Annotated in this window: 9 protein-coding genes; 2 read left to right on the top strand and 7 right to left on the bottom strand. The window is 38.6% G+C overall.

Going from position 1 to position 12,273, the window contains the following annotated elements; all coding sequences use genetic code 11:
• Positions 1-10 precede the first annotated feature (10 nt).
• From H0W62_08320 to H0W62_08305, 4 genes are all read right to left on the bottom strand, one after another.
• Positions 11-1,300 carry an amidohydrolase family protein gene (locus tag H0W62_08320; GenBank protein MBA3648540.1) on the bottom strand — a complete coding sequence of 430 codons (1,290 nt, stop codon included), beginning with the start codon at positions 1,298-1,300 and terminating at the stop codon, positions 11-13.
• Positions 1,301-1,358: 58 nt separating this feature from the next.
• Positions 1,359-4,385, bottom strand: a complete 3,027-nt coding sequence (locus tag H0W62_08315) for an amidohydrolase family protein (protein ID MBA3648539.1) — start codon at positions 4,383-4,385, stop codon at positions 1,359-1,361.
• A gap of 468 nt (positions 4,386-4,853) precedes the next feature.
• Positions 4,854-5,480: a LysE family transporter gene (locus H0W62_08310; GenBank protein ID MBA3648538.1), complete on the bottom strand. Its 627-nt coding sequence runs from the start codon at positions 5,478-5,480 to the stop codon at positions 4,854-4,856.
• A 56-nt stretch (positions 5,481-5,536) separates the two neighbouring features.
• Entirely contained in the window at positions 5,537-6,412 is an 876-nt protein-coding gene (locus H0W62_08305) for a fructosamine kinase family protein (GenBank protein ID MBA3648537.1), read from the bottom strand.
• Between the two features lie 187 nt (positions 6,413-6,599).
• Between H0W62_08305 and H0W62_08300 the strand changes: the two genes are divergently transcribed.
• Positions 6,600-7,859 carry an O-antigen ligase family protein gene (locus tag H0W62_08300; protein ID MBA3648536.1) on the top strand — a complete coding sequence of 420 codons (1,260 nt, stop codon included), beginning with the start codon at positions 6,600-6,602 and terminating at the stop codon, positions 7,857-7,859.
• A complete protein-coding gene (locus H0W62_08295) occupies positions 7,825-8,595 on the top strand; it encodes a glycosyltransferase family 2 protein (GenBank protein MBA3648535.1) in 771 nt (256 codons plus the stop codon). The genes H0W62_08300 and H0W62_08295 overlap by 35 nt, the downstream gene beginning before the upstream one ends.
• Before the next feature lie 37 nt (positions 8,596-8,632).
• Here H0W62_08295 and H0W62_08290 read toward each other — a convergent pair whose 3' ends face one another.
• The 3 genes from H0W62_08290 to H0W62_08280 are packed head-to-tail and all read right to left on the bottom strand — an operon-like array spanning position 8,633 to position 12,200.
• Positions 8,633-10,000: a hypothetical protein gene (locus H0W62_08290; protein MBA3648534.1), complete on the bottom strand. Its 1,368-nt coding sequence runs from the start codon at positions 9,998-10,000 to the stop codon at positions 8,633-8,635.
• Entirely contained in the window at positions 9,997-11,505 is a 1,509-nt protein-coding gene (locus H0W62_08285) for a glycosyltransferase (protein ID MBA3648533.1), read from the bottom strand. Before H0W62_08285 ends, H0W62_08290 begins: the two co-directional genes overlap by 4 nt.
• Positions 11,506-11,507: 2 nt before the next feature.
• Positions 11,508-12,200: a glycosyltransferase family 2 protein gene (locus H0W62_08280; GenBank protein MBA3648532.1), complete on the bottom strand. Its 693-nt coding sequence runs from the start codon at positions 12,198-12,200 to the stop codon at positions 11,508-11,510.
• Positions 12,201-12,273 lie beyond the last annotated feature (73 nt).

Genomic DNA, 12,273 nt, shown 5'->3' with positions numbered 1-12,273 from the left:
TTCACTGGACTTATTTTAACCCGAATTTTTTCATATAGGTGGCATACAATTGTTTTTGGGAATTATCAAGGTTAATCTGTCTTCCCTGTATAAAAGCAAATTGAACGGCATTTGTTTTCATATCCAGCAGATCGCCACTGGAAATTACAAGGTTGGCATCTTTTCCGGCTTCCACGGTACCAGTTACATCGTCAATACCAAGGATCTTTGCAGTATTGGAGGTGATGGATTTAAGCGCATCTTCTTTAGTAATTCCATATGCCACCGTAGTACCGCACATGAAAGGAAGGTTACGCTGCTGCCATGAGCCGCTAACACTCAGGCAATACAGCACACCGGCCTTTTGAAGCAGTGCCGCTTTACTGTAAGGAATATGAACTTCCACATCTTCTCCCTGTGGCAAAGCGTGGACATCGCCGAGGATTACAGGTACATTATTTTCCTTAAGAATATCTGTGCACATATAAGTATCCCGGCCTCCGACGACTACCATTTTCAGCCGGAAGTCCTTGGCAAAACTTACGGCGTTCATAATTTCCTTTACGTACTCACAGTGAATAAATATTTTCTTATTACCGGCCAATATATTTTTAACTGCTTCAAAATTGATATTGCGCTCAGCGTGCATTGCATTTTCATTGTATGCTCTGGCCTGTATAAAATAAGAACGGATCTCATTCACCTGTTTTTCATAATCTTCATTTACACTTACTGTAGCTGCTCCATCATTAAATTGAAAATTGAAAAAAGAAGGCCAGTTCAGATGGATGCCATCATCTTCTTTGTATACAGCATCCTGCCAGTTCCACGCATCCAGCTGCATTATAGAGGAAGCACCGGAAACAGTTCCGCCCTGGGGAACAGCCTGCACCAGTAAAACTCCGTTAGACCTCACCGTAGGAATAATCTTAGAATCAGTGTTGTAGGCAATCAGGCTGCGCACTCCGGGATTAAATATTCCTGTTTCTCCATAATCGTTAGTAGCCCGCACTAAATCTATTTCCGCAAGTCCTAAATAAGTATTTGGAGCAATGATGCCAGGATAAATTTGTGCTCCTGCAGCATTAATAACTTTCATCTTCCCATTCACCTTTGGTGCATTAGCTGCCTCTCCGGCGTAGGTAATTTTTCCTTGATCAAAAATAACCGCGCCATTTGCAATTACCTGTCCGTTCCCAACATGGATAGTTCCGATTAACATTACGGCAGAATCCTGGGTGGCAGCCGGCGCAATTCGCTGCGGGTATGAAGCAGATACAATTATTAAAAGAAGAAAAAGAAATAAAATAAGTTTTTTCATGGTATTTATTGCTGGGATTAGATATTGATCTTTACTGCTTAAAAAAGGTGATGAATCTTTATTTTCCTACCATGTCTCCCGTTGTCAATGTCTCGCAATGCCATTCCTGATTGAATTGCACTTTTGGTTTCTGTGTTGGTTCACCACTGGCCTTTGCTTTTGCCATTTTATTAATTAACCGGGTGCGTTCCTGTTGCAGCCACTGCTCATGTTGTTTATTCAGCTCGGTACTGTAAAAGCAAATCCCATCAACCAAAGTCATTTCACAGGTCGCATAAATAGAAAGGGGATTATCGCTCCACAGCACTACATCAGCATCCTTACCAACCTTAATACTTCCCACCTTATCATCTACGTGAAGCATTTTAGCAGGATTAAGCGTGCATAGTTTCCACGCCTCTTCTTCACTCAACGACCCGTACTCAACAGCTTTTGCCGCCTGCTGGTTTAATCGCCGCGCCTGCTCTGCATCATCCGAATTGACTGCGGTCACTACGCCTTCCTTGGTTAATATCGCTGAGTTGTAGGGAATGGCATCATATACTTCGTATTTATAGGACCACCAGTCAGAAAAAGTGGATGCATAAACTCCATGCTGTTTCATGTAATCAGCCACTTTATATCCTTCCAGGATATGCGTAAAGGTGTTCATCTTAAAATGCATGGAATCGGCAACATGCAGCAGCATATTAATTTCTGACTGCACATAGGAATGGCAGGTAATAAATCTTTTGCCGTCCAGAATTTCAACCAGTGCATCGAGCTCTAAATCTCTTCGGGGTGCGACTGCCCCGGCTTTTTGCTTTGCAGACATTGAATTATATTCATTCCATTCATTTTTATAATCCCGTGCCCGTATAAAAGCATCATACATTGTTTGCTCCACGCCCATCCTGGTTTGAGGAAAACGTGAAGTATACAGATCTCCCCAGTTTGCCTGTTTCACATTCTCCCCAAGAGCAAACTTTATGAAGCCCGGCCAGTTTTGAAATTTCATTTCTTCAGGACCATATCCCCAGCGTAATTTTATCAACTGTGTTTGGCCGCCAATCGGATTTGCAGATCCGTGTAATAAATGGGAAGCTGTAACTCCGCCCGCCAATTGACGGTAAATATTTATGTCTGTTGGATCGATAACGTCACCGATGCGAACCTCTGAAGTAACAGACTGGGTACCCTCATTAACTCCTTCTGCAATAGCAATGTGAGAATGTTCATCAATGATACCAGCCGTAAGGTATTTACCGGTGGCATCAATAATGTGTGCATTGGAAGAACCTGAAATATCTTTTCCTATCTTCTCAATTTTTCCATTTTTAATTAATACGTCGGTATTGGTTAAAAAGCCGTTGGATTCATTGGTCCATACGGTTGCATTTTTGAACAGAAATATTTCCTGCTTCGGCAAGGAAGTGTTTCCATAGCCAATGAATGGATACATTATATGCCCTTCAATTTCATGTTTTTTTATTTTAGAAGAATCCTTCTTTTCCGCATAGTCAGCATTATATTGTGCGCTCCATTTTATCCAGTTACCATCTACATCCTGGCCGGTGCCTTCCATATTTCTCTCTTTCAAGTAACCGCTTAACCTGTACATGCCGGTGCTCGTATCTTTTGGATAATGGAATGATAAGGAGATCAGCTCATCTCTTTTGCTGATTGTGACTTTCAATTTTATTGAATCGCTTATTTTTATAGAAGCATCGGGCTGTCCTGCTGATCCATCAATATTTAAACTGAGGTTTGAGACCGATCCAGCCGTTAAAGTATAGCTGCCTCTTATATCTTTAAAATCAAAACTATTGATTACATACTGCGAGCCTTTCACCCAGTTCTGGTAGATCACATTTTTACTGCTGAAGACACTGTCAGAGCAGATAATAAAATTCGCCACCTTCCCTGGTTCCAGGCTTCCTACCTCCTTATAAATGTTGAGCAAATTTGCAGGTGTATAGGTCAAAGCCTTCAAAGCAGCCTTTGGACTGAGCCCATAGCTAATGGCTGTTCTTACATCTTTCAGAAAATCTTTTTTTTCTTTTAAATCAGCGGTAGAAATTGCAATAGAAATTCCGGCTTTATCGAGTGCAGCCGGATTGCCCGGGGCCATCTCCCAATTCAGCATATCCGCTAGTGAAATTTGCTGAACGTCGTAAGGATCTTCCACATCATAAGCTAATGGAAAATTAACGGGTATGATTAAGGCATTACCTGCTGCTTTCAGTTCATCCATACGTTGATATTCATCCCCATGCCCCTTAATGATGTACCTGATATTAAACTCAGTGCCGATCTTATTTGCGCGCAAAGCAGAGTAAACATTATTTACTTCAAAAACCTGCGGAAGCGATAACTCATTATTTAAAGCATCAAGAGATATATTGGTTTCTGAGCTGCCATTCATTTTCTTATACCATTGTGCATCATAATACGCCTGCCGTACCAGTGCAATGCTGCCCATTAATGAGGAAGGATAATCCTGCGTACTGGATCCTTTATTAAAAGAGTAGTATAATGCCGATTGTTTCTTTAAAATCATACCGTTTTCGCGCTCTTCACCCAATAAAACAACCGCTCCGGTGCCACGAATGATTCCATCTTTCTGATGGGTAGAAACAGCACCAAAACCGGACTCACGCAATTGCTTTGCTGCATCATTATTATGCGTAAATAATTCATCAGCATGTACTTCAGGTTTAATGGCCTGGTTCCAGCTGTATGCCCCGTTTTTATTTGTCAAATATTGGGGGCCCTGCGGACCATTTTGCTGCTTGCCTTTAATTTCAGGTATCCCATAATCAGAATATATATCTAAAAAGGAAGGATAAATAAATTTGCCGGTCATATCTATTATAGCTGCGTCTTTAGGCAGTGTTACATTTTTTCCGGCAGCGATAATTTTTCCATTTCTGATAAGCAAGGTGGCGTCACTCACCATTGTCTGATAATCTACTGCGATAGTCGCGCGCACGAATGCAAAATATTTTTCGCGCTCATCTTTTACACCATTCCGTGGAAATGTTTGCTGTGAAAAGCTAGAGCGCGAAAGTGCTAACAGGAAAATAAAATGAAAAAGATGCTTCATATTTTTATTCAGGAAGTAAAGTAAGAGTCCTCAAAATTACGGTTCCAGCAATTCGACGAGGTGCAAGTTTCAGCAGATAAAATTATCTTTCCAAATGTAAAGGCTATTTCTTATAATGGTAATGGTATGGGATATATTTATGGTTGGTATTTAAATTCTTCACCAAATATCCAGCATTCACACTTATTGTTAAATTTTTTTATGATTAGTTTATGTCCACACCATAGCTTATAATCTTTATGGATCAGTTAATTTTTATTACTTTGTTTTAAAAAGAAAGTAACCAAAAGAATCGCGATTTCAAAATCCCTCCGGGCTGAAATCGCAGGCGCTCACCGGCGTTAATTTAGTTCCAATGCTTACATCAAGTTTGGACTCTTAGCAGGCTTCTGAAATATTTTGGCCTGTGGTGACCTCGTCAATTTATGAAGTACCAGCACTAGCATTATTTAAACATTAGAAAGTGATTCAGATCCCAAATGTTTTAAGAATCAACCGCACTCCAAAAATCATTAGCCCTACTGCTACAAAACGATTAAGCGCGCGGATTCTTTTTTCATTCATCAAGTGCTTGAACCTGGCAGCGAGAAAGGTTTTCAGCATATCCAATGAAAAATTGAATCCCAATGCGGCAACAAAAAAAACTGTACGGTCAGCATCATTATAATCCTGGTTAATCGACACAATGCTGACTGCACTGATCCAGTAAACCAGTACAAACGGATTCAGCATATTGATAAAAAACCCTTTAAAGATATATAAGAGATTGCCCATTTTTGAGCTCGCAATAGGTATCAGTTTCGATGAAGGTTTTTTGAACCAATGATAGATTCCAAAAAACACCAATAGAACTCCTCCGATAAGGCCAATGATATTTTTTATATGCTGGTTTTCAGTAACCGAGCTTACACTTAAGGAAGCAATCGTAATCATAAACGCATCACTTAATAACACACCTATAGCTATGCTTATAGCCCACTGCACACCACGGCTGATGCTGGTTTCAATAATAGTGAAAAAAATAGGTCCAAATGAAAGTGCGGTAATCATGCCGAGAAGCATGCCCTTGTAAACTAGCTCAAAAGTTTCGTGCATACCTCACTGAAATATATTGATAAGGATAAAAATATAAAAGTATCAATCTGCCTGCATCAAAACTTTTTTATTATGGACATTACCTGTTGTGAATAGTTACCACCAAACAGATTAACATGTACCAGTAATGGATAGAGGTTGTAAACATCCTTCCGTTTCTCAAATCCCTGTTCAAGTGGTGCATACTGTTGATAGCTTTCATAAAATTTGTTTGAAAATCCGCCAAAAAGTTTTGACATAGCCAAATCAGTTTCACGATGGCCGAAATACACGGCAGGATCTATAAGCTTCACATATCCATCCTTTCCCGTCATAAAATTACCAGACCACAGATCACCATGAATCAGAGACGGTTTTTCTATTGGAAATATTTCAGAAAGCCTTGGATAGAGTCTTTCGAAATATGGTGTTGCATCTTTTTCAATACTTTTTTGATCTATTGCCATTCTTAATTGCGGCTCTATCCTCCGGGTTATAAAAAAAGAGTTCCAGTCAGGTAACGGATCATTGTTTTGTAGTAATGATCCGATATAGTTGTTATGGTCTAATCCGAAAAATTCACCGGTGGATTGATGAATTACAGAAAGTTTTTTTGCGAAATCGTCCCAAAAATCATAGGCAGGCTTAGCAGTTTCAATGCACTCCAGAACTAAAAGCTGTATCTGATCATTTTTTTCATCGATGCCTATACTATCGGGGGCAATACCTGTAACGGCATGATTCAACAACTCTAATCCCTTCTTCTCAGTTTCAAACATTTTGGGATACGCTCCGCTATTCAGCTTAAGAAAAAATTTACCGTATGAGGTTGTAACTACATAACATTGATTGATGCAGCCACCGCTAACCGGGAAAAAGCTTTTAATGAAAACGTTTTCTGCTAATTTTTGTGTAAGAATCCTTTCACATATGGTTTGCCAAACCAGCGCCATAAGATTTACTTATTTGTAATAATTTCGTTTAATGTACTTCTCAGGATATACCTCATTTTGTTAATATGTGCAACTATAAAACAGTCAGCCATTTTATGAAAGATAGTACTTTAGCAGCCTGATAAAAGAAAAAGCAGAATCTATCGTTTTATCGAATTCACCTGTATCAGTGCCCGAATCTGCGCGCATGAATTTATTGTTGCTTAAAAACTATTTCCGGGTAATACCTTTTCTTTCCATAGCAGCTATAATTACGGGTATGCTCTTGTCGCGGTCGCTCATTAGCATAGGTATGATTTCAATGGCGGCTTATGCAGTTATTGTAACTGATGTAAGAAAAAACTTCCGCATATTTAGTTCTGACAAAATATTGGTTGCGCTTACTTTTATTTTCTTTATTTACGTAATCAGCGGTATTAATTCTTCTAATTCAGTTTATTGGATTGACCGTGTAAGAATGAAGCTTCCCTTTTTATTCATGCCTTTTTCCTTTTCTGTTTTAAAGAATAATTTTTCGAAACGGCTGTATAATTTATTTCTCTATCTTTTTTTCATGCTGGTAAGTATAACTTCCATTGTTGCAATGGTTCAATACCTTAAACAGTATGATGAGGTAAACAACATGTATGCGCACGGCTCGGTTTTGCAAACACCATTTAATCATTTGCGTTATTCATTAATGGTGGCCTTCAGTATTTTTATCGGGATCTATCTATACATTCAAAAGTTTCAACTTTTTTACTCATTTGAAAAATGGGTTATCGCTTTATTTACGCTTTTTTTGATTTTTTTCCTTCACATTCTCGCTGTCAGAAGCGGGTTGATTGGGTTTTACATTGGAGCATTATATGGAATTGGAACTTCATTGTTTATCAAGCGGAAATATAAAGCGACGCTGTTATCCTTTGCGGCTATTATAAGCTTTCCGGTAATTTCTTATCTGACTTTTCCTACTATGCAGGGGCGGCTCAGCTATGTGATCTACGATCTGCACCAGCTTTTTCAAGATAACCATGCCGCCCATTTGTCAGATGCCAGCCGAATTCTTTCATTGCAAAAAGGATGGGAACTGACAAAAGAAAATATACTAACAGGTGTAGGTATCGGCGACCTTAACGATGCTATGCGATATAAGTTGGATCTGGCCCCCCAGCATCCGGATTATCTGTTACCGCTTAACCAGTTTTTAGTGTTTGCAGCAGGAACAGGAATAATTGGTGCATTGATATTTACTATTATTATCCTGATGCCGTTTTTTAAACGGATAAACAGGCAGCATTCGCTCACCATGATCTTTTTATTAATCTCTGTTTTCTCACTCATAACCGACTGTGCACTGGAAGAGCAAATCGGTACTGCTTTTTTTCTTACGTTCCTGTTATTATTTTACCTGTACAATCAAAACAGAGACGATGCCATCGCTATCGGCAGTAATTATAACCTTTAATGAGGAAAAAAATATTGCCCGATGTCTTCGTTCTTTGCAGGGTGTAGCAGATGATTTGGTAGTAATAGATGCATTTTCCACCGATCAGACAAAAGCAATAAGCGAAACCCTTGGAGCAAGAGTAATTGAACATAGATGGGAAGGTTATGCGGCTTCGAGAAATTTTGGTAGTGATCAGGCGCACAATGACTGGATTGTTTACATCGATGCTGATGAAGAATTAACAGATGAATTAAAGCAATCAATCCTCAGTATAAAAACAAACCCTTTTACATTATTTTACAGGTGTAAAATTCTGATTAATTACTGCGGTAAGTGGATCAGGCATTCAGGCTGGTATCCGGGTATAAAGATCCGAATGTTCGATCGCAGAACCGCCCGGTGGAAAGGGAATGTTCATGAAAAAATAGAAATCAATGATGAAAATGCAAGAATAGAATTGCTTTATGGAAATGTACTTCATTATGCATATTCATCCATTGAAGAACATAAAAAAAAGAATGAAAGATATTCAGCTCTAATGGCTATTGAATTGTTTAATCAGGGAAAAAAAATTTCTTCTTTCTCCATTAAACTTCGTCAGTGGTTTACCTTCATCCGGTCTTATATTTTAAAGCTTGGTTTTTTAGACGGTTATTATGGATATAAAATTTCTCAGTTATCGGGTGAATATACCCGAATGAAATATGAAAAGCTCTTAGCACTATACGCTGATAAAACTTCTGTGCATACCTGATCCACTTATATATACCATTTATTTCAGGTAGATTCGATTAAGACATTATTAATTTTTGAACTGAAGATTGAATTCTTTTTCCAAGCAGTTCATAAATCAGGACACTGAAAACCAAAACGTATTCTGTAGCTGTAAACCATAGGTTTTCATGGTAGGGCTGTGATTGGTAAGCATTATAAGAAAATGCGATGAGCAGCGACCAAAACATTATATAACGATATTCTGTAAAAACCGAAAATGCTATCAGGGTGGTAACGTACCAGGGGTGAACTATAGTTGCCATAAATAAATAAATTGTCAAAGCCCACTGCATGCTCAGGATATGATTTTTTGTGGTTAACTTTTTTTCTAATGCAGCAATTGCTATGATTAAAACAAAGGTTATCAATCCCAATAAAGGACCAGCATTTTTAATGATATCGTAGCCTTTAAATTTCAAGCCAAGCCCTCTTATAACATAGTACAAGCTTGCGTTAAATTCAAACTTTTTGAAATAAAGAGAAAGGCTGCTGCCGAATTGATCAATCAAATTCTGATTAATAAAGGGAAGGAAAAGTATCAGCACAGTAAAGCCTGTGATTAAAAAATAAATAATGCTTTGCTTCCTATTCAGCCGCCGTATAAAAAAGGGAAGAAACATCAGCGGGATCAGCTTAACAGAGATGGCACATCCCATAGCTAATGCCGACAAATCCATAGCTGACCTTATTAAAAGCCAGATGGAAAGCAGCAGGAAAAAAATCATGATGGCTTCGAAATGCAAATTCCCGCTTAGCTCTATAATTACAAGTGGATTTAAAGCATACAGTATTACGTTACCTTCAGGAAGGTTAAAATATTTTAATAACTTCCTGATAAGGAAAATAGATCCTATATCCGATGCAATGCAGGCCGCATGCATGAGAAAAAGCGACTCAATCATATTATTTGAAAACAGTCTTACTGCTGTTCCAAAGACAAACTGGCAAACGGGCGGATACACCGTGTAATAAGGCTGAGAATTCATTTTAGCATAGATGTTCCATAGATAAGCATTTTGAAACTCTGCATTGAGCATGGCTGAAGAAGGGATAATGGTAAATGGATTTCTTCCATTTGCCAGCATTGATCCATCCCAGATAAAACGATAAAAATCATCGGAAAGCACAGGCACTGAAAAGAGAAAAAGCAAACGGAACAAAATACCCGCACCCATAACAATTGAAAGAGAAGGAAACCATTTTTCCGATGATGACTTTAATTGTAAAGAGGTGTACTGTTTGCATAAAAAGATATATCCGGTAAAAAGAAATAAATACACGCTGAGATATTGAATAAAATTCTGTCTCAACAGGAAGTATCCTGTATATACATAACCAGCAACCGTTAAAATAAGTATTGCTGTAATAGTTGCACGCCGCTTCATTTTGCAGCTACTGATATGGACCGTGAATGAGCGAGCGAATAATAAAATACGATGCCAAAACCAAAAGTGAGTAGAATATGAAAAGGCAGCAATCCATAATCTTTAAGATATACTCCGATTGCAATTCCAGCTGTAAAATAAAGTGCAAGCAACCCTTCTAATATGGTCATCCACGTTATGGAATTCTCTAAGTATTGATTCGATTTCCAGGAATCTTTAGACGCCAGCGTATTAAATTTAGGGGTTCGGTTGAAAGCCGTTTTCTTTCCCATGAATCCTTCTATCACCGCAATTGCGTTATGGAGTGCCAATCCCATGGAGATGGACAGGAATAGAGGAAATATTGCCAAAAACTGAAAAAGGTTGCGTGGAAACCTTTTTTCCTGCTGCGCTAACGAAGTGAAATAATATAAAGATAGAATTACAACACTGATCAGGAAAAAGGATGCATAATAAAAGGTGCCTGAAAGATTGAGGAAATATTTTTTAATGAATAGCATTGGAATGCTTAGCAATGCAGTAGAGAGAATGAAAATAAATACAGTGGAATTCAATAAATGGAAAACAGCGTGAACCTTGGTTGAAAGTTTCAGGTCGTGCCGCTTTAGTACAGAAGGCAAATATTTTTTAGCGCATTCAGCACCTCCTTTATTCCACCGGAATTGCTGAATTTTAAGTGCATTCATAGCAAGCGGTAGTTCGGCAGGTGTACCGATTTTCTCGATGTACATAAATTTCCAACCGGCTAATTGAGCCCGGTAACTAAGATCGAGATCTTCTGTAAGCGTGTCTGACTTCCATCCTCCGCTGTTTGTTATACATTCCTTTCTCCAGATGCCGGCAGTACCATTAAAATTTATAAAATGCCCGCCAATATTTCTTCCATTTTGCTCTACCGTAAAATGAGCATCGAGGCCAAATGCCTGGAGCTTCGTAAGCAGTGAATAATTTTTATTAAGATGTTCCCAGCGCGTTTGTATAGCACCAATCTGAGGATCTTTAAAATGAGGTACTGTTTGCAAAAGGAAATCTGGCTTTGGTAAAAAATCAGAATCAAAGACAGCTATAAATTCACCTTTAGTTAACTTAAGTCCATTAGATAAAGCACCGGCTTTATATCCATTCCGGTTCATACGCCGCACCTGCATTATATTAAAGCCACGATCTTTTAATTGCTCCATTTTTTTTTCGATGATCTGAACCGTGTCATCCGTACTGTCGTCAAGCACCTGGATTTCCAGCCTGTCTTTTGGATATTCAATCAGTGAAACGGCATCCAGTAACCGCTCTACCACATACCGTTCATTATATATGGGAAGCTGAATGGTGACTAATGGAAAATCAGTTATTGAATTAGGAGGAGCAATATTTTTTTTTCGGAGTGAACGCTTATTTCTTAAGTAGGTAATGGCAAGATTAAGCTGAACGAGGCTGTAGCAAAATATGAAGAGCAATGAGAAAATGTAAATAATAATAACGATTGCAACTAAACTATTTATAAGCATCGTTAAAGGTATTTAAAGATCGTAAGAATGATTTTATAGCCTGCAAGCAAAGTACCTTTCACAGTACCTGATATTTTCGATTTGCCGATTCTCCGCCGGTAACTTACCGGAACTTCCACGCAATTCAACTTTTGCTTTGCCGCCTTTAGCTGCATTTCGACGGTCCAGCCATAATTGGTGTCTTCCATCTTTAATGAAAGCAGCGATTCCCAGCGTATAGCGCGAAAGGGTCCCAAATCTGTAAATCTGACACCATAAAACAGCTGTAGCATTCGGGTCGCCAGCCAGTTGCCAAAAATCTGAGGTATAGTCATCGCTTTATTTTCTACAATTCCCAATGCCCGTGAGCCAATCACTAATTGCGCATCGCCATTTATAATAGGGCTGATTAATTGCTCCATTTCATCTGCACGATCGGAGTAATCTGCATCCATAAAGACAACAATATCAGGTGGTAATTTTTTTCCCTGAAGAAAGGTTATACCCTTTAAACAAGCGGCTCCATAACCTTGTCGTTTTTCCTGTATAACAGTAGCACCTGCATTTGTTGCATTTATACTTGTCAGGTCTCTGGAATTGTTATCAATCACAACAATTTCTCTCACAAGCTGCTTATTAATGTCACCAATTACTTTAGCTATCGACAACTCTTCATTATAAGCAGGTATAAGTACATCAATTAAAAATTTGTGCATCAAGAGATGGGCAAAGATAAGTTAGCTGAAAGTATTACAGATGTAAATAAGTACACAGTGCAACTATCCTCAC

The sequence above is a fragment of the Chitinophagales bacterium genome (assembly GCA_013816805.1).
Lineage (GTDB): Bacteria > Bacteroidota > Bacteroidia > Chitinophagales > UBA10324 > MGR-bin340.
This window is presented reverse-complemented; position numbering and strand designations above follow the sequence as displayed.

Excerpts from the sequence above, each read along its gene's own strand:
- H0W62_08290 (MBA3648534.1), bottom strand. The coding sequence starts at position 10,000 with ATGAAGCGGCGTGCAACTATTACAGCAATACTTATTTTAACGGTTGCT.
- H0W62_08305 (MBA3648537.1), bottom strand. The coding sequence starts at position 6,412 with ATGGCGCTGGTTTGGCAAACCATATGTGAAAGGATTCTTACACAAAAA.
- H0W62_08300 (MBA3648536.1), top strand. The coding sequence starts at position 6,600 with ATGAATTTATTGTTGCTTAAAAACTATTTCCGGGTAATACCTTTTCTT.
- H0W62_08320 (MBA3648540.1), bottom strand. The coding sequence starts at position 1,300 with ATGAAAAAACTTATTTTATTTCTTTTTCTTCTTTTAATAATTGTATCT.
- H0W62_08315 (MBA3648539.1), bottom strand. The coding sequence starts at position 4,385 with ATGAAGCATCTTTTTCATTTTATTTTCCTGTTAGCACTTTCGCGCTCT.
- H0W62_08280 (MBA3648532.1), bottom strand. The coding sequence starts at position 12,200 with ATGCACAAATTTTTAATTGATGTACTTATACCTGCTTATAATGAAGAG.
- H0W62_08295 (MBA3648535.1), top strand. The coding sequence starts at position 7,825 with ATGCCATCGCTATCGGCAGTAATTATAACCTTTAATGAGGAAAAAAAT.
- H0W62_08310 (MBA3648538.1), bottom strand. The coding sequence starts at position 5,480 with ATGCACGAAACTTTTGAGCTAGTTTACAAGGGCATGCTTCTCGGCATG.
- H0W62_08285 (MBA3648533.1), bottom strand. The coding sequence starts at position 11,505 with ATGCTTATAAATAGTTTAGTTGCAATCGTTATTATTATTTACATTTTC.